The 17431-nt window shown below is 62.9% G+C and carries 15 protein-coding genes; 11 read left to right on the top strand and 4 right to left on the bottom strand.

Annotated features, from left to right (window positions below; genetic code table 11):
- The first annotated feature begins 182 nt into the window (after positions 1-182).
- Positions 183-1292 carry a TRAP transporter substrate-binding protein gene (locus NP503_RS09530; protein ID WP_013528215.1) on the top strand — a complete coding sequence of 370 codons (1110 nt, stop codon included), beginning with the start codon at positions 183-185 and terminating at the stop codon, positions 1290-1292.
- Between the two features lie 84 nt (positions 1293-1376).
- On the opposite strand, the gene NP503_RS09525 is transcribed toward NP503_RS09530, so the two are convergent.
- The 4 genes from NP503_RS09525 to NP503_RS09510 all read right to left on the bottom strand — a co-directional run bounded on the left by NP503_RS09525 (position 1377) and on the right by NP503_RS09510 (position 5881).
- Complete coding sequence (locus NP503_RS09525) at positions 1377-2405, bottom strand: zinc-dependent alcohol dehydrogenase family protein (RefSeq protein WP_164748951.1); 1029 nt, start codon at positions 2403-2405, stop codon at positions 1377-1379.
- Between the two features lie 18 nt (positions 2406-2423).
- Entirely contained in the window at positions 2424-4208 is a 1785-nt protein-coding gene (locus NP503_RS09520) for a TRAP transporter large permease subunit (RefSeq protein ID WP_174800303.1), read from the bottom strand.
- Positions 4205-4789: a TRAP transporter small permease subunit gene (locus NP503_RS09515; RefSeq protein ID WP_127266510.1), complete on the bottom strand. Its 585-nt coding sequence runs from the start codon at positions 4787-4789 to the stop codon at positions 4205-4207. The genes NP503_RS09520 and NP503_RS09515 overlap by 4 nt, the downstream gene beginning before the upstream one ends.
- Positions 4790-4975: 186 nt before the next feature.
- Positions 4976-5881, bottom strand: a complete 906-nt coding sequence (locus NP503_RS09510) for a branched-chain amino acid ABC transporter permease (protein WP_127266511.1) — start codon at positions 5879-5881, stop codon at positions 4976-4978.
- Between the two features lie 148 nt (positions 5882-6029).
- Here NP503_RS09510 and NP503_RS09505 point away from each other — a divergent pair, with 148 nt between their 5' ends.
- The 10 genes from NP503_RS09505 to NP503_RS09460 all read left to right on the top strand — a co-directional run.
- Positions 6030-6641, top strand: a complete 612-nt coding sequence (locus NP503_RS09505) for a CGNR zinc finger domain-containing protein (protein WP_127271073.1) — start codon at positions 6030-6032, stop codon at positions 6639-6641.
- Positions 6634-7170: a hypothetical protein gene (locus tag NP503_RS09500; protein ID WP_127269757.1), complete on the top strand. Its 537-nt coding sequence runs from the start codon at positions 6634-6636 to the stop codon at positions 7168-7170. The genes NP503_RS09505 and NP503_RS09500 overlap by 8 nt, the downstream gene beginning before the upstream one ends.
- A 219-nt stretch (positions 7171-7389) precedes the next feature.
- Positions 7390-10884, top strand: coding sequence for an indolepyruvate ferredoxin oxidoreductase family protein (locus tag NP503_RS09495; RefSeq protein WP_127271070.1), 3495 nt, complete (start codon positions 7390-7392; stop codon positions 10882-10884).
- A gap of 144 nt (positions 10885-11028) precedes the next feature.
- A complete protein-coding gene (locus tag NP503_RS09490) occupies positions 11029-13341 on the top strand; it encodes a bifunctional diguanylate cyclase/phosphodiesterase (protein ID WP_127267398.1) in 2313 nt (770 codons plus the stop codon).
- Between the two features lie 150 nt (positions 13342-13491).
- On the top strand, positions 13492-14271 hold the full coding sequence (locus NP503_RS09485) for a hypothetical protein (RefSeq protein ID WP_127267397.1): 780 nt from the start codon (positions 13492-13494) through the stop codon (positions 14269-14271).
- A 119-nt stretch (positions 14272-14390) separates the two neighbouring features.
- On the top strand, positions 14391-14540 hold the full coding sequence (locus NP503_RS09480) for a DUF3096 domain-containing protein (protein WP_013528205.1): 150 nt from the start codon (positions 14391-14393) through the stop codon (positions 14538-14540).
- Positions 14541-14750: 210 nt separating this feature from the next.
- Entirely contained in the window at positions 14751-14975 is a 225-nt protein-coding gene (locus NP503_RS09475; RefSeq protein ID WP_127267396.1) for an aa3-type cytochrome c oxidase subunit IV, read from the top strand.
- An 84-nt stretch (positions 14976-15059) separates the two neighbouring features.
- Positions 15060-16328 (top strand): Re/Si-specific NAD(P)(+) transhydrogenase subunit alpha, encoded by a 1269-nt coding sequence (locus NP503_RS09470; protein ID WP_127267395.1) that lies wholly within the window; start codon positions 15060-15062, stop codon positions 16326-16328.
- On the top strand, positions 16328-16753 hold the full coding sequence (locus NP503_RS09465; protein ID WP_127267394.1) for a proton-translocating transhydrogenase family protein: 426 nt from the start codon (positions 16328-16330) through the stop codon (positions 16751-16753). Before NP503_RS09470 ends, NP503_RS09465 begins: the two co-directional genes overlap by 1 nt.
- 6 nt (positions 16754-16759) lie before the next feature.
- A partial coding sequence (locus NP503_RS09460; protein ID WP_206520078.1) for an NAD(P)(+) transhydrogenase (Re/Si-specific) subunit beta occupies positions 16760-17431 on the top strand: 672 nt, incomplete at its 3' end.

Below are 17431 nucleotides of genomic sequence, written 5' to 3'. Positions count from 1 at the left end.
GGCGTGTCGCATGGGCCACGAAATGGCCTGTTAGACTATAGTTGCAGGGTAGCTGGGCTTCGCCGTCAAATCGGGTCGCCGTGCTGGACTCGACTTCTTGCCTGTGTATTGTCTTGAACGAACCGACACGGAAACCGAGGATTTCCTGACGTCGGCCTGTTGATCCAAAAGGGAGGAACTTCATGGATCGTCGTTCATTCATTCGCAAGGCCGGTGTCACCGGCGTCGGTGCCGCCGCGGCGGCGGCCACACTGGCGGCGCCCGCAATAGCCCAGTCCAATCCCAAGGTGACGTGGCGGCTGGCGTCGTCCTTCCCGAAGTCGCTCGACACCATCTATGGCGGTGCCGAGGTGTTCTCGAAGATGCTGTCGGAAGCCACCGACGGTAACTTCCAGATCCAGGTCTTCGCCGCCGGAGAGCTGGTGCCAGGCCTGCAGGCCGCAGACGCCACCACGGCCGGCACGGTCGAGGCCTGTCATACGGTGGCATATTATTACTGGGGCAAGGACCCGACATGGGCGCTGGGTGCGGCGGTTCCCTTTTCGCTCAACGCACGCGGCATGAATGCCTGGCATTACCATGGCGGCGGCATCGACCTGTTCAACGAGTTTCTCGCCACGCAGGGCCTTTTCGGCCTGCCGGGCGGCAACACCGGCGTCCAGATGGGCGGCTGGTTCCGCAAGGAAATCAACACGGTGGCCGACCTTTCCGGCCTCAAGATGCGAATCGGCGGTTTTGCCGGCAAGGTGGTGCAGAAGCTCGGCGTCGTGCCGCAGCAGATCGCCGGCGGTGATATCTATCCCGCGCTGGAGAAAGGCACCATCGACGCGGCCGAATGGGTTGGTCCCTATGACGACGAGAAGCTCGGCTTCTATAAGGTCGCGCCCTATTATTACTATCCCGGCTGGTGGGAGGGCGGCCCGACCGTCCACCTGATGTTCAACAAGGCGAAGTACGAAGAACTTTCGCCGACGTACAAGTCGCTGCTGCACACTGCCGCGCAGGCGGCCGACGCCAACATGCTGCAGAAATACGATTATCTGAACCCTGCGGCGGTGAAGCGACTGGTAGCCGGCGGCGCGAAACTGCGCCCGTTCAGCCAGGAGATCATGGCCGCCTGCTTCGAAAAGGCCAACGAGGTCTATACCGAAATGGAAGCCTCCAACGCCCCGTTCAAGAAGATCTGGGAATCGATCAAGGGCTTCCGCAAGGAGCATTATCTCTGGGCGCAGGTGGCCGAATACAATTACGACACCTTCATGATGGTCCAGCAGCGCAACGGCAAGCTGTAGTCGGCCGGACTTCTGCTCAAAAGCTCTCTGGGCGGAACCCGCTCAGGGAGCTTTTCTGTATATACCGGAGGCGAAACCGGCGGTTCAGCCTCGGCGCGGCACCACCAGAACCTTGACCTCGCCGGGCGCCGGCGGATTGGCGATCACCGCTGGCGCTTCTTCAAGCGACACCTGCCTGGAGATCAGCCTATCGATCTCGATCGTGCCGGAAGCAATGAGTTCGGCGGCACGGCGATGGGTGTAGGGATTGAGGAAGGAACCGAGCACCTTCAGTTCCCGGAACAGCAGGTCGAACGGCTCGAATTCAGCTTTCACGCCTTGCGGCGTCACGCCGACGATGACGACCGTGCCACCGGCGCGGGCCAGCCGCATCGACTGCTCGACGGTCTCTCGCACGCCCGCACATTCGAAGACGACGTCGACACCGCCTGGCACCAGCCCCACCGGTCCGGCGATGGCATCGATGACATCGGCGGTGGTTGGATCGATCGTCATTGTCGCGCCGAGGTCCTCGGCGAGGGCGCGCCGCGAGGCTTGCCTGGTCGACAGGATGATGGTCGTGGCTCCCGCCAATCTTGCCAGTTGTACGGTGAGCAGGCCGATCACGCCGCCGCCAAGCACGACCACCGAGCTGCCCGGTTTGATACCGGCAAGGTCGACGCCGTGCAGGCAACAGCCGAGCGGCTCGCAGAAGGCACCGTGCATGGGATCGAGGCCCGCAGGCAGGACGAAAGCCTGCTTCTGCGGCAAGGCAAGATATTCGGCAAAGCCGCCATCGCGATGAATGCCGATGGCGCGCAGATTGCTGCAGAGATTGACTTGTCCCGCGTGACAACGCGCGCAGCGCCCGCAGGCGATGTTGGGGTCGCCGGTGACACGATCGCCGATGGCAAAACCCGAGACCGATTTTCCGATCGCCTCGACGAGACCGGAGAACTCATGGCCGGGCGTCACCGGCGGCGTGCACGGAAATTCGCCGTGAAACAGATGCCGATCCGTGCCGCAGACGCCGCAGGCTTCGATGCGCACCAGTAGCTCATCCGCACCGATGTCAGGCATGTCGACGTCGCGCAGCGTGATGCCGCCCACTGCTTCCAGCCGCACCGCTTTCATGGTTTTGACCATGCCGGTTCAGTTGAAGCTTGGCGGTTGCGACAGGTCGGGCTGTGGCGTTGCCGGCTTGGCCGGCGGCGCGTCGCCGAAGCTCGGCGGCTGCGACAGATCGGGGGCGGCGGGAGCCGTGCCGCCGCCGGCAGGCGCTGCGCCATCCGCCGGCGGCGTGCCGAGCGGCGACAGGCCGGGCATCTCCGGCACCTGGTAGTCGATCGTGCCCGGATCGACGGTCGTTCCCTTGTAGTGCATCACCATTTGCGGGAAGGCGATGGTCAACCCGATCATGATCACCTGGATGCAGACAAAGGGCACCGCGCCCCAATAGATCTGTCCGGTGGTCACCGGCGCGATTTGTTTGCCGGTGAGACGATCGAGATAGGGCACGCGCGCAGCCACCGAACGCAGGTAGAACAGCGCGAAGCCGAAGGGCGGGTGCATGAAGCTGGTCTGCATGTTGACGCCCAGGAGCACGCCGAACCAGATCAGGTCGATGCCGAGCTTGTCGGCGGCGGGCGCCAGCAGCGGTACGATGATGAACGCCAATTCGAAGAAGTCGAGGAAGAAAGCGAGGAAGAAGACGAGCATGTTGACGCCGATCAGGAAGCCGACCTCGCCGCCCGGCAGCGACGTCAAAAGGTGCTCGACCCAGATGTGGCCGTTGACGCCGTAGAAGGTCAGTGAGAACACCCGTGCGCCGATCAGGATGAAAAGCACGAAGGACGATAGCCTTGTCGTCGAGGCCAGTGCCTGCTTGACGACGTCAAGCGACAAGCGCCCCTTTGCCGCCGCCATGATCAAGGCGCCGACGGAACCCATGGCGCCGCCTTCGGTCGGCGTGGCGATGCCCAGGAAGATGGTGCCCAGCACCAGGAAGATCAGCGCCAGCGGGGGGATCAGCACGATGATCACCTGCTGCGCGAGCCTGGACATCATGTTGAAATTCAGGCGTTTGTCGGCAATGGCGACGATGTAGATGAACAGGACTCCGGCAGTCGCGCCGAGAATGTCGGCATTGTCGCCATGCGCCGGCGCCAGATAACGATACGCCGCGTAGGAAACCGCTAATGTGACCAGCAAAGCCACCAGCAGCGACATCACGCCATGGCCGAGTGTACGGGCCTCGAGCGGCAGCGCCGGCATCGAGTTCGGCCGGATGATCGACATGATCAGGATGTAGGACATATAGAGGACGGTGAGCACGAGGCCGGGGATCAGCGCGCCGGCATACATGTCGCCGACCGAACGGCCGAGCTGGTCGGCAAGCACGATCAGCACCAGCGACGGCGGGATGATCTGGGCAAGCGTGCCCGAGGCGGCAATGACACCGGATGCGAGCCGGCGGTCATAGCCATAGCGCAGCATGATCGGCAGCGAGATCAGGCCCATGGCGATGACGGAAGCCGCCACCACGCCGGTGGTCGCTGCCAAAAGCGCGCCGACGAAGATCACCGCATAGGCAAGGCCACCGCGGATTGGCCCGAACAGCTGGCCGATCGTGTCGAGCAGGTCTTCGGCCATACCCGATCGCTCGAGCACGATGCCCATGAAGGTGAAGAACGGAATGGCCAGCAGCGTGTCGTTCGACATCACCCGGCTGCCGTAGAAATTATCCGGCAATGCGTGCAGGAGCGGCCAGGCGAGGTTGATCGATCCTCCGGAATAAGGCGACAGCAGCACGCCGATGAAGAAGAACATCAAGCCGTTGGCGGCCAAGGAAAAAGCGACGGGGTAGCCGATCAGCAGGAAGATGATCAGCGAGGCGAACATGATCGGCGCCATGTTCTGCGCGATGAACTCCATCACGAGCGCACCTCGTCGGCCAGCGCCTTGGCTTCGAGTTCGGCCTGCTCATGCACGGAAATGAACGGATTGGGATCGTCCATGTCGCCGCGCATGATGGCGATCTTCTTGATGATCTCGGAGATGCCCTGCAGCGCGAGCAGGAAAAAACCGACGAGCAGGATGGCCTTGGCCGGCCAGATGATCAGACCGCCGGAATTGTTGGACATCTCGCCGCTGCGAAACGACAGCGACACATAGGGCACGAAATAGATCACCATCAACGTCACGAACGGCATCAGGAAGAAGAGATGCCCGAGTAGGTCGATCCAGTGCTGCACGCGGCGTGAAAACAGGCCGTAGACGACGTCGATGCGGATATGCTCGTTCTGCTTCAGCGTATAGGCGGCGGCCAGCATGAAGGCGGCGCCGAACAGATACCATTGCAGCTCGAGCCAGGCGTTCGAGGATATGTCGAACACCTTGCGGATAATGGCGTTGGCGGCGCTCACCAGGATCGCCAGCAGGATCAGCCACGATATCCACTTGCCGATGAATTCGTTGGCGCGATCAATTGTCCTGGATAGAGCAAGAAGCCCTGCCATGCATTCCTCCCTTGTACCGGAGGCGTGCCGGCTTCCCCCTTTTGTCCGTCACGCCGCGTGGTCCAACGGTATGCCGCGCGTGGACTGACGGGTCAACAAGGATAGAGGGAGCAAATATCATCGCATGGCAGACAGTGCCCAATACCGGCGATCTGCCCTGGCGTCATGCAACCAAAGTCTGACGTTTCAGGCGATTTTGCCGGTGTCGCGGCCGGCGCCGATCAGGATCAGCGTCGTGACCAGGAACAGATACATCCACGCATCGCGCCATTCGACCGGGAAATAGCCGGCCCACAGCGATTCGGCCATGCCGAAGGCGGCCGCGCCGAGTGCCGCGCGCGACGGCGAGAGATATCCGCCGACCGCCGTCACGAACAGGATTTTCAGGCCGTAGACGAGGCCCGAGCCGAAGCTGACATTGCCGTAATAGAGCCCGGCCATCACACCGGCCAGCGCGGCGCAGAAGCCGCCGAACAGGACCGCGTGCCGGAACACCGCGCGCACGTCGACGCCGCACATAGCGGCTGCCCTGGGGTCGTCGGAGACGGCGCGCCAGCGCCGTCCGAAGCTCGATCGGGCAAATGCCCAGCTGGCCAGCGCGATTGCCGCCACCACCACGGCGCAGTCGATGAGCTGGATGAGCGTCAGCGTTGCCCTGAAGGTGGCGCCCTGCGCGAAAACGATAGGCTGCGCCAGCATCGGCGGCAGCCACAGATCGTGCGTGTCGGCGGCGATGCGGCTCGCTTCGGACAGCAGCAGCAGGATGCCGAGCGTCGTCACCACGATTGCATTGGGTGTGCGGTCGGCCAAAGGTTCGAAGACACTGCGCGACAGCACGTGGCTGATCAGCGCGGCATAGAAGAACGCAGCGACGACGCCGAGCGCCACCGCCGCCAGCAGCGTCAGCCACAGCATCTGATAGCCGAAGGCGGCGGTCAGGATCATCGTCTGGCCGCAAAAGGCGAACAACGCGCCATAGGCGAGATTGGTGCGGTGCAGGATGCCGTTGGTCAGCACATAGCCAAAGGCGAGCAGCGCATAAAGCGCGCCCGAATGCAGCCCGTTCAACACCTGCTGGAAGAAATAGAGCATGCAAAACCTCGAAGCATGCCGCCCAAAAGTGCGAAGCGGTCCTGGCCAACGACAGGCTCAAAAGGCTGCGAAGATCATCGCAGCCCAGAGTGAGGGTGCATCGCTGAATCTAACTTGTCAAATACGATTTATAGGTTAGATTTTCGCCATGACGGTATCCTGGACCCCGCACCGCTTCACCGGCGGCCTGCTTGCGCTCGACACAGCGAACACCGTCGTGCTGCGCGGCGATCCGGGGCGAACCTTCGATCGCTTCGACGATCCGGCCGAGATTGCCCGCTTCGCCGATGCGGCGAGCCGCTTTCGCGCTGCCGAACTTGGCGATAGGCCATTGGCGGTATCCTCGGCGGTGGCGATCGCACCCGTCGTGCTGTCGATCCGCGAGGCGACCGACCGGCTGTTTCGTGGAGCGGCGTCGAAGGGCGCGGTTGCCACCACTGATCTGCCCGGATTCCTGAGAGCCTGCGCCGATGGCCTTGCCGGCAGCCGGACCGAGATCGGTGCGCCGGGGAGGCCGTTCGGTGATCCCCTGACGCCGATCGCTTTCGAGGCGGCACTGGCGGTTTCGGCGTTGTCGCTTCTGCGTGACGACACCGTCGCGAGGCTGAGGATCTGTCCCAATTGCACCTGGCTGTTCGTCGACAGAAGCCGCAATTCCAGCCGCCTTTGGTGCGACATGGCGGTGTGTGGCAACAGGCAGAAGGCAAGCCGTCACTATCGTCGCCGTCGCATGGCGGAAAATGAGGTCAGGAATGCGTAGCGGCCTTTCCCGTTCGATCCTTGTCGGCGTGGCACTCATCGCGGCCGTTGCGCTGGGCGCCTGCCGCGATACCGGCAATGACGAAGGCAAGCTGTTCGAGATTTCCGGCAAGATATTCGTCTTCAACTACCGCCTCGCAAGGGCGACTTATGTCGTGACCCTGCGGCCGCTGAAGCCGATGGGAGAGGGCCAGGTCGCGGTCGCCAGCTTCCAGGATCCCGCCGGCGGCGCGCCTCTGGTGGTCGAGCAGAAGGTCTGGCCGAAGCTCGACAAGGTGACGCTGGAGAGCCCGGCACTGACCTGCGTCGTCAAGAACAAGCCCTATGCGATTGCCATCAGCATCAAAGGCGCCGACGGCGCGGTCCTGCAGAAGATCGACACCACGCTGATGTCGACGGAAGACCAGTCGATCCTGCCCGACCGGCCGCTGGTCATCGACCAGCTCTACACCGCCAATCCCGATCTCGTCGGCCATCCCGACGGCAAGCTGCCGGGCGAACCGAAGCCGGATTGCTCGAAGGGCGGCTGACGCGTCGCGGCCATCCGGGCCGCAGCTGAAATTTTCGTGCGCCGGGCAATATCCGCGGACCGGTTTCATACCCGATTCAGGATGGACGCGGACTGTTCGGTGCGCGTTGCCTGGCATCTGCGATTTTGTTTGACCTGCCTTGCAAGGGGAGAAAGGATGCGTCATCCGACCCCGACGTTGGCTGCCTGCCCCGCGTGGCCTCCGCAGAGGAAATGCCTGATGACGCTGCACGACGTCGCGCTCGACGACAAGTTCGATCTCGCAAAGGAGCGCATCTTCCTGTCCGGCGCGCAGGCGGTCATCCGCATGCTGCTGATGCAGCGCGAGCGTGATCGCCGCGCCGGCCTGAACACGGCCGGTTTCGTCTCCGGCTATCGCGGTTCGCCGCTCGGCGGCCTCGACATGCAGCTTTGGAAGGCGAAGAAACAGCTCGCCCAGGCTGACATCGTCTTCCAGCCGGGTCTCAACGAGGAGCTTGCCGCCACCGCTTGCTGGGGAACGCAGCAGACGGAACTGCTGGGCGAGGGCACTCATGACGGCGTCTTTTCGGTCTGGTACGGCAAGGGACCGGGTGTCGATCGCTCAGGCGACGTGTTCCGCCACGCCAACCTCGCCGGATCGTCGAAGCATGGCGGCGTGCTTGCGCTGATGGGCGATGACCATATGGCCGAATCCTCGACCAATGCGCACGCCACCGAATTCCTGTTCGTCGACACGATGGTGCCGATCCTCAATCCCGCCGGTGTCCAGGAGATCATCGATTACGGGCTCTACGGCTTTGCCATGTCGCGCTTTGCCGGTACCTGGGCGGCGATCAAATGCGTCAAGGACAACATCGAATCGACGGCCTCGGTCGATGCCTCGCTCGAGCGGCTGAACATCGTCGTGCCGGATTTCGACATGCCATCAGGCGGTCTCAACATTCGCCACGAGATCGATATGCTCGGTCAGGAGGAGCGGCTGCATGAGCACAAGCGCGCCGCGGCTTCCGCCTTCATCCTTGCCAACGGGCTGAACCGCATCGTCTATTCGGGCGGCCGCAACCCGAAGATCGGCATCATCACGCTGGGCAAGAGCTATCTCGATGTCCGTCAGGCGCTGGAGGACATCGGCATCGACGAGGCGGCCGCCAACCGCATCGGCGTGCGGCTGTTCAAGGTCGGCTGCCCCTGGCCGCTCGACCTGCATCACATCGCCGATTTCGCCCGCGGCCTCGACACCATTGTCGTCGTCGAGGAGAAGCGCTCGCTGATCGAAGTGCAGCTGCGCGAAAGCCTTTATGGCACTGCCACCCAACCGGTCATTATCGGCAAGAAGGACGAGCGCGGCGACTGGCTGTTTCCGGCCAAGGGCGCGCTCGATCCCAACGAGATCGCCATTGCGCTTGGCGAGAGGATCGTCAGGACCATCGGCCCGTCCGAAGAGATTTCGGCGCGGGTGGCGAAGCTGCGCCAGTTCCAGGCAATGCTCACCGAGGCCACCGACATCGGCTCGCGCACACCGTTCTTCTGTTCCGGTTGCCCGCATAATTCGTCCACCAAGGTGCCGGACGGCTCTATCGCCGCGGCCGGCATCGGCTGCCACTTCATGGCGCTGTGGATGGACCGCAACACCGTCGGTTTCACGGCCATGGGCGGCGAGGGCGCGCAATGGGTCGGCCAGGCGCCGTTCTCCAAGCGCGAGCACATCTTCCAGAATCTCGGCGATGGCACCTACAACCATTCCGGTACGCTGGCGATCCGCTTCGCGCTGTCGAGCGATGCCAACATCACCTACAAGATACTCTACAATGACGCCGTCGCCATGACCGGCGGCCAGCCGCACGAAGGCGGCCTGACCGTCGACATGATCGCCAGGCAGGTGCGCGCCGAAGGCGTCGACCGAATCGCCATCGTCACAGATGAGCCCGGCAAATATGCCGGCAAGGCCGAATTCCCGGCCGGCGCCACCATCCATCACCGCGACGACCTCGATCTCGTCCAGCGCGAGCTGCGCGATGTCAAAGGCGTCTCCGTGCTGCTCTACGACCAGACCTGCGCCGCCGAAAAACGCCGCCGCCGCAAGCGCGGCACCTTCCCCGATCCCGACAAGCGGGTCTTCATCAACGAGCTGGTCTGCGAGGGCTGCGGCGATTGCGGCGTGCAGTCGAACTGCGTCTCGATCCAGCCGGTCGAGACCGAATTCGGCCGCAAGCGCAAGATCGACCAGTCGAGCTGCAACAAGGATTTCTCCTGCGTCAACGGCTTCTGCCCCTCCTTCGTCACTGTGCACGGCGCCAAGATCCGCAAGGCCGAGGGCCTTGCCGGCAAGGCCGATCCGCTGGAAGGCGTGCCCGTGCCGGCGCAATTCCCGCTTGGCGAGCAGGGCTGGGCGGCGATCATCGACGGCGTCGGCGGCACCGGCGTCGTCACCGTCGGTGCGGTGCTCGGCATGGCGGCGCATCTCGAGGACAAAGGCTGCGGCATGATCGACATGGCCGGCCTCGCCCAGAAGGGTGGCTCGGTGTTCACGCATGTCCGCATCGCCCGCACGCCGGACGACATCCATGCCATCCGCGTCTCGGCCGGCAAGGCCGATCTGGTGCTTGGCTGCGATCTCGTCGTTTCGGGCGCCAAGAAGGTGCTGACCGCAGTGCGCGAGGGCCACACCATCTTCGTCGCCAACACCGCCGAGATCATGCCTGGCGAATTTGCCCGCTCGGCGGATTTCTCGTTGCCGATAGGCCGCCTGAAGAAGGCGATCCGCGCGGCCGCGGGCGACGACAAGGCGCATTTCTTCGACGCCACCCGCACCGCCACGGCACTTTTCGGCAATTCGCTCGGCGCCAACATGTTCATGCTCGGCTTTGCCTTCCAGCATGGCGGCCTGCCGCTGTCCGCCGAGGCGGTCGAGAAGGCGATCGAGCTCAATGGCGAAGCCGTGGCGATGAACGTTGCCGCGTTCCGCTGGGGACGTCGCGCTGCCCATCAGCCGGAATTCGTGCGCGGCCTCGTTGCCCAGCCGGGTCCAGCCGTCGCTGGAAAGGCCGGCCCGGGCACGGATGTCGCCGAGACACTGGACGATATCATCGCCCGCCGCGTCGCCTTCCTGACAGCCTATCAGAACGCCCCCTATGGCAGGCGTTATGCCGAAAAACTGGCCGTTTTGCGCGCCGCCGAAGCGAAGGCCATACCTGGGTCGACCACGGTGTCGCAGGCCGCCGCCAGGAACCTGTTCAAGCTGATGGCGATCAAGGACGAATACGAGGTGGCGCGTCTTTACACGGACGGCTCTTTCGCCGCCGAACTGGGCAAGCAGTTCCAGAGCTACGAAAGGCTCGAATTCCACCTCGCGCCGCCGATCATGGGCCGTCGCGGCAATGACGGAAGCCCTAGGAAATCCAGCTTCGGCCCGTGGATGATGAAGGGTTTTCGCCTGCTGTCGGCGATGAAGGGCCTGCGCGGCACCGCCTTCGACCTGTTCGGCTACACCGCCGAACGGCGCATGGAGCGGCGGCTGCTGGCGCAGTATGAGGCGGATCTGGAGCTCATCGCCGGATCGCTGGCCCCGGCCAGGGTCGATGCGGCGGTTGCGCTGGCCTCGGTGCCGGCCCTGATTCGCGGCTATGGCCACGTCCGTCGAGCCAGCGCCGACAAGGCCTTGAGCGAACGCCAAAGGCTGCTCGAACGCCTGTCGAGTACGCTGGCGCGGCCGAAACTTCAGGCCGCGGAATGATCGATACGCCTTGTTTACCTGAACGACAATTTCCTTGCTTTCCGTTACGTCACCCGGCTTGACGGCAGGAGCGGCGGGGCCTCTCTAAATCTTTCTTAAGGCGGATGTGGCACTGCTTGGCTCCCCAGGGTTGGGATTCAGGCGTTGAATCTGATAAAGAAGAACGAGATTCCGGTCGACGTCTACATTCCGTTCGTGGAAACCTTGTTTCGCGACGGGTTGACGCTTTCGATAGGATTCTTTGCCCAAACCCTGCTGGTCGTGCTGGTTTACTGGAAAACCATGGATCCGGCCTATCTCGCCGTCACCCTCGGACTGCTGGCTGTCGCCTTCCTTCGTCTTCGCAACATCAGGAAATATCGCCACGCTCCTTCGCCTCAAAATTGGGAAGAGGCGCGTCGCCGCGAGAACGACTACATACTGTACGGCTCGATGCATGGCTTCATGCTTGGCGCCTTCTGCTTTGTCGGCATCTATCTTGCCTATGACCCGTTCGCGGAAATAGCTGCCGTCTGCGTGACGCTTGCCTCCGCCACGTCTATTGCTGGCCGCAACTATGGTTCGCCCAGGATGGTCGTGATCTTCATTATGACCATGACTTGGCCGATCTCGCTGGGCTTCATCCTGCGGGGCGATCCCTATCACTTCATTCTCGGCCTGCTTTCGGCGCCATTTCTTTTTGCTATCAAGCGCTTCGCCGATCTGGTCCGCGAGGTGCTTTTCGCCGCCCTGTCCGAGGAAAAGAAGGCCAATCGCATCGCCCAGCGCTTCAACCGAGCGCTCAACACCATGTCGCACGGCCTTGTCATGCTCGGCCCGGACGGCCGCGTCGCGGTGGCCAATGCCGAGGCGGCGCATCTGATGTCGCTCAAGTCGCCCGACGCGCTGCTCGGCCGGTCGATCCATGGTCTGTTGATGCGCGGTGTCGCCGGCGGCATGCTGGCGCCCAAGGATTGCCGCTACATCGAGGCCCAGCTGACGCGTGCCCTGCGCGAGGGCCGCGACCGCAAGGTGCTGGTTTCCCTCGCCAACGGCCAGCATTACGAGTTCTCGGCTCGCGAAGGCAGCCAGGAACTGGGCGTCATCACCTTCGAGGACGTCACCGCCCGTGTCGAGGCGGAAGACAAGATCCGCTTCATGGCACGTTACGACAACCTCACCGGCCTGCCCAACCGCGCCTATTTCCATGAACTGGTAGGCGAGGCCATGGTATCAGGCGATCGCGATCGTCTCTGCGGCCTTGCGGTGCTCGACCTCGACGATTTCAAGAGCGTCAACGACACGCTTGGCCATCCGATCGGCGATGGCTTGATCTATGCCGTTGCCGAGCGGCTTGCCGCCATTGCCAGGCAAGATATCACGGTCAGCCGTTTCGGTGGCGACGAGTTCATGATCTTCTTCGACCGCGTCGAGGATGAGAGCCATCTGACCAGCCAGCTCGACGAGATTTTCGCCGGCCTGCAAGGGGAAGTCGACGTCGCCGGTCACGGGCTGCGCATTCAGGCCAGCGGCGGCGCGGTGCTGTCACGGGTCAAGGATACCGATGTCGACGCCATGATCGTCAAGGCGGACCTGGCGCTCTACAAGGCCAAGGAGCTCGGCAAGAACAGCTGGCGGCTGTTCGAAGCCTCGATGGATGCCGCCTTCCGCAACCGTCAGCTGATGAAGGCGGACCTGCGTACAGCCGTGGAAAGCAAGGGCTTGAGGGTGGTCTATCAGCCGATCGTGGCGATGAGCACCATGCGTATCGCCAGCTGCGAGGCGTTGTGCCGGTGGGATCATCCCGATCTCGGGCCGATCTCGCCCAGCATCTTCATTCCTTTGGCCGAGGAAATGGGCATCATTTCCGAGATCAGCACCTTCGTGCTGCAGGCAGCCTGCGCCGAATGCGCCAAATGGCCGGACCAGACCAGCGTCTCGGTCAATCTCTCGGCCAAGGATTTCCGCAACCGCGACGTCATCCAGAAGGTTCGCGATGCGTTGGCCGGCTCCGGCCTCGCCGCCTCCCGGCTCGAGATCGAGGTCACCGAAACGGCGCTGCTCGACGACAAGTCGCTGACGCGCCAGTATATCGAGGAGCTGAAGCAGATCGGCGTACGCATCGCGCTCGACGATTTCGGCACCGGCTATTCGAGCCTGAGCTATCTGCACAAACTGCCGCTCGACAAGATCAAGATCGACCGCTCGTTCCTGATGGACGTCACCCAGAACCCCCGTTCGCTCGAGCTGCTCAAGGGTATCGTCAACCTATCGCGGCCGCTGGGGCTTTCGGTCACCGTCGAGGGTGTAGAGACCTTCGAGCAGCTCAAGATACTGGCGCTGCAGGTCAAGCCCGACCTTGTCCAGGGGTTCCTGTTCGGTTCGGCGCTCAGCGCTTCCGGCATCGAGACCATGTCGAACACGGTATGGCCCTTCGCCAAGGACATCAATACAGCCAAGAGAGCCGCACGCCGCTGACCGGTGCCGGGAAGAATGTCGCCTTTTCATAAAAATTTACGGATCGTTAACGTTAATGATCGGTAAACGACGTGTGCTCCATTTTCATCTTTTACATCTCAGGGTCCCGTCGTAGGTTGAACTGCGGCGGAAACTTACGAGGGTTTGAGTATGGATGTGCAGTTGGAAGCGCTTGGCCATGTGGCGGGCGGGGGTGAAGAAAATTCGCCCGACAGCATGTCGAGTTTCGCCCGCAATGTTTCAGCGATGCTTGAGCGGACGGAATATCGCCGCTGCGACAAGGGAGAGGACCTCGAAGACATCTATAGGTTACGCTACAAATCCTATCGCTTGAATGATATGGTGCCGGAAAACCCGGAACATATTGTGCATGACGAGCTCGACGAAGCTGAAAATTGTTCCAAGTTCGGCGTCTATATTGACGGCATCCTGGTCTCCACGGTGCGCATTCATCATGCCTGCCGGGCCACGCCGCAATCGCCGTCTACAACTGTCTACGGCGACATCCTGCGCCCGATGCTGGCTGCCGGGGCGCACTTTGCCGATCCGAGCCGCTTTGCTGCCGACCCAGACTGGTCGAAGGTCTATCCGCAGATCCCGTACCTGACGCTGCGCCTTGCCGGAATGGCCTGCTTCTACTTCGACGCACCTTACTGTCTCTCGACTATCCGGCCCGAACATGCGGGTTTCTACCGTCGTATCTACTGTTCTGAGCAGATCGGCGAGCTGCGCGACTATCCAGGCCTGAACTACAAGGTCGTGCTCTATCGCGCCAATGTCGCTGCCATTCGCGAGCGGTCGTTCTCGCGCTTTCCATTCTTCCGATCCACATCTCTGGAGCAGCGTATGCTGTTCGAGACACCTGGTGCTGGAGAATTGGCGCCGCTGACCATCCTGCCGACTGCCAAATATTTTCGCGAAGCCGCCTGAGATTAGGCGTTTCGCAGAACCACTGGAGCTTTCCGGCCGGATACGCGTTCTGATGGCTCGGCGCCTTGTCGTCCTCGCCATTGGTCGCCGAATCCACGGATATGCCAAAGGAACCCGTCATGACCATTTCCACACTTGCGCTCACCCCGCTTATCTCGCTGATCGCCGGCGTGCTGATCCTGGTCATGCCAAGGCTGTTGAACTACATCGTCGCGCTCTATCTGATCGTCGTCGGGTTGCTCGGGCTATTTCCGCATCTAGCCGGCTGAGGGCGCCGGCTTAGGCCACGCAAGCGTCTGCTTTCGAAGCATCTTTCCGCATCAAGCATCAGAATCCAGCGATCGGACTCCGTCGCGCGTTGGCAGCCGGCTTCAACCTTTCTTTGAGGCAGTTGTCCGCTGTTGTGCGGCAATAGCGCCATTGCTCTCGGCCCGGCTTTTCGCTATGTGCCTGAAAGATGTCTTCGAAGGGGTATTCCTATGGCTGATCACTCGCCGACCGGTCCTGTCGAACTGGGCGCGAAGATGGACTATGCCGAGCATGACCGCACCTATGCGGGCTTTCTCGCGCTGGCCAAATACGGATCGCTTTTCTGCGGAGCCCTGCTTCTGGCGATGGCCTTCGGCTTCTTCGCGGGCGGCTTCTTCTCGGCGACCATCCTGTTCGTGCTGATTATGGCCGTCGGCGCCTTTATCCTCCGATAGATTTTCCGACACCTTGTCCACGGCGCCGCCGCGAGGCCGGCCGGCGTCTTGCGGGAAATAGCTTCCGGCCGAAAGGATCATGCGGTGGGACAGACGGTTTTCATCCCTCGTGAGCTCGATGCCAATGAGCCGCGCGTCGCGGCCTCGCCCGATACGGTGAAACGGCTGGCGGCGTTGGGCTTCGACGTCGTCGTCGAGGCCGGCGCCGGCACGCGGTCGCGCATCCCCGACGAGGAGTTTTCCAAGGCAGGAGCCACGATCGGCAAGGCTTCCGATGTCGTCAAGGCCGATGTCGTGCTGAAGGTGCGTCGGCCCGGCGATGCCGAGCTGAAGAGCTACAAACCCGGTACAGCGGTCATTGCCATCATGGATCCCTATGGCAATGATGCCGCTGTGGCAGCCCTGGCCAAGGCTGGCGTCACCGCGTTCTCGATGGAATTCATGCCACGCATCACGCGCGCCCAGTCGATGGACGTCTTGTCCTCGCAGGCCAATCTTGCCGGTTACCAGGCGGTGATCGACGGCGCTTCGGAATACGATCGGGCATTGCCGATGATGATGACGGCGGCCGGCACGGTGCCGGCGGCGAAGGTCTTCATCATGGGCGTCGGTGTCGCCGGCCTGCAGGCGATCGCCACCGCGCGCCGGCTTGGTGCGGTCGTCACCGCCACCGACGTTCGCCCTGCCGCCAAGGAACAGGTCGCCTCGCTCGGCGCAAAGTTCCTTGCGGTCGAGGACGAGGAATTCAAGGCGGCCGAAACGGCCGGCGGCTACGCCAAGGAGATGTCGAAGGAATACCAGGCTAAGCAGGCGGCACTCACATCAGAGCACATCGCCAAGCAGGATATCGTTATCACCACCGCGCTTATTCCCGGCCGACCGGCGCCCAAGCTGGTATCGGCGGCGATGGTCGCCTCGATGAAGCCAGGCTCGGTTCTCGTCGATCTGGCGGTCGAGCGCGGCGGCAATGTCGAGGGCGCCGAAGCCGGCAAGGTCGTCACCACCGCCAACAACGTCAAGATTGTCGGCCATCTCAATGTGCCCGGCCGCATCGCGGCGTCGGCATCGCTGCTTTATGCCCGGAACCTCTTCGCCTTCCTCGAAACGCTGGTCGACAAGACGACGAAAACGCTTGCCATCAACCGGGACGACGATCTGGTCAAGGCAACGATGCTGACTAACGGCGGCAAGATCGTGCATCCGTCCTTCGCCAAGCCCGACCAGCAGCCTTATGTCGAACCGGCGGCGATCCCGGCCACAACCATGGTTGCCGACGCTTCGCCCAAGAAAGCCGCGCCCAAGAAACCGGCCGCATCCAAGTCGCCCTCGTCGAAGCCGAAAGGGATCGCGTGATGGATCAGACCCTGCAGAAAGCCCTCGACCAGCTCGACCAGGCCTCCGCCGCGGTTCGGCTGGCAGTGCACAATCTGGCGACCGCGCCTGGTGGTGCCGACGCGGCGGGTGATGCCGCGCATGCGCTGTCCGGCGGTGCCATCGATCCCTTCGTCTTCCGCTTCGCCATCTTCGTGCTGGCGATCTTCGTCGGCTATTACGTCGTCTGGTCGGTGACCCCCGCACTGCATACGCCGCTGATGGCCGTCACCAACGCCATCTCTTCGGTCATCGTCGTCGGCGCGCTGCTTGCCGTCGGCATCGCCGCCTCCGGCATTGCCGCGGGCTTCGGCTTCGTCGCGCTGATGCTGGTGTCGGTCAACATCTTCGGCGGCTTCCTCGTCACCCAGCGCATGCTGGCCATGTACAAGAAGAAGGACAAGTAGAGCGCCATGAACGCCAACTTCGCGTCCTTCCTCTACCTCGTCTCCGGCGTCCTGTTCATCATGGCGCTGCGCGGCCTGTCGCATCCGACCACCAGCCGCCAGGGCAATCTCTACGGCATGATCGGCATGGGCATCGCCATCGCCACCACATTGGCGCTGGCAACCCCCTCGGCCGGCCGCTTCGGCCTGATCGTGCTCGGCCTGGCCATTGGCGGCAGCGTCGGCGCCGTCACCGCGCGCCGCATCGCCATGACCTCGATGCCGCAGCTGGTCGCCGCCTTCCACTCGCTGGTCGGCCTCGCTGCCGTCATGGTGGCGGCCGCCGCCATCTATGCGCCGGAAAGCTTCGGCATCGGCACGGATGGCGACATCCACGCCCAGGCGCTGATCGAGATGAGCCTTGGCGTCGCCATCGGCGCCATCACTTTCACCGGCTCGGTCATCGCCTTCCTGAAGCTCGATGGCCGCATGTCCGGCAAGCCGATCATGATCGGCGGCCGCCACTTCATCAACGCGGCACTTGCCATCGCGCTCGTCGTCCTGATCGTGCTGCTGGTCACCACCGAGTCCAAACTGGTCTTCTGGTTGATCGTTGCGGCCTCGCTGGTGCTCGGCATCCTGCTGATCATCCCGATCGGCGGCGCCGACATGCCGGTCGTCGTCTCGATGCTCAACTCC

Source organism: Mesorhizobium sp. SEMIA396 (assembly GCF_024518615.1).
Classification (GTDB): domain Bacteria; phylum Pseudomonadota; class Alphaproteobacteria; order Rhizobiales; family Rhizobiaceae; genus Mesorhizobium.
The sequence above is the reverse complement of the archived record's forward strand: the minus strand, read 5'-3'. Positions and strand labels throughout refer to the sequence as shown.

Excerpts from the sequence above, each read along its gene's own strand:
- NP503_RS09495 (WP_127271070.1), top strand. The coding sequence starts at position 7,390 with ATGACGCTGCACGACGTCGCGCTCGACGACAAGTTCGATCTCGCAAAG.
- NP503_RS09530 (WP_013528215.1), top strand. The coding sequence starts at position 183 with ATGGATCGTCGTTCATTCATTCGCAAGGCCGGTGTCACCGGCGTCGGT.
- NP503_RS09485 (WP_127267397.1), top strand. The coding sequence starts at position 13,492 with ATGGATGTGCAGTTGGAAGCGCTTGGCCATGTGGCGGGCGGGGGTGAA.
- NP503_RS09500 (WP_127269757.1), top strand. The coding sequence starts at position 6,634 with ATGCGTAGCGGCCTTTCCCGTTCGATCCTTGTCGGCGTGGCACTCATC.
- NP503_RS09525 (WP_164748951.1), bottom strand. The coding sequence starts at position 2,405 with ATGAAAGCGGTGCGGCTGGAAGCAGTGGGCGGCATCACGCTGCGCGAC.
- NP503_RS09510 (WP_127266511.1), bottom strand. The coding sequence starts at position 5,881 with ATGCTCTATTTCTTCCAGCAGGTGTTGAACGGGCTGCATTCGGGCGCG.
- NP503_RS09465 (WP_127267394.1), top strand. The coding sequence starts at position 16,328 with ATGGATCAGACCCTGCAGAAAGCCCTCGACCAGCTCGACCAGGCCTCC.
- NP503_RS09515 (WP_127266510.1), bottom strand. The coding sequence starts at position 4,789 with ATGGCAGGGCTTCTTGCTCTATCCAGGACAATTGATCGCGCCAACGAA.
- NP503_RS09505 (WP_127271073.1), top strand. The coding sequence starts at position 6,030 with ATGACGGTATCCTGGACCCCGCACCGCTTCACCGGCGGCCTGCTTGCG.
- NP503_RS09475 (WP_127267396.1), top strand. The coding sequence starts at position 14,751 with ATGGCTGATCACTCGCCGACCGGTCCTGTCGAACTGGGCGCGAAGATG.
- NP503_RS09480 (WP_013528205.1), top strand. The coding sequence starts at position 14,391 with ATGACCATTTCCACACTTGCGCTCACCCCGCTTATCTCGCTGATCGCC.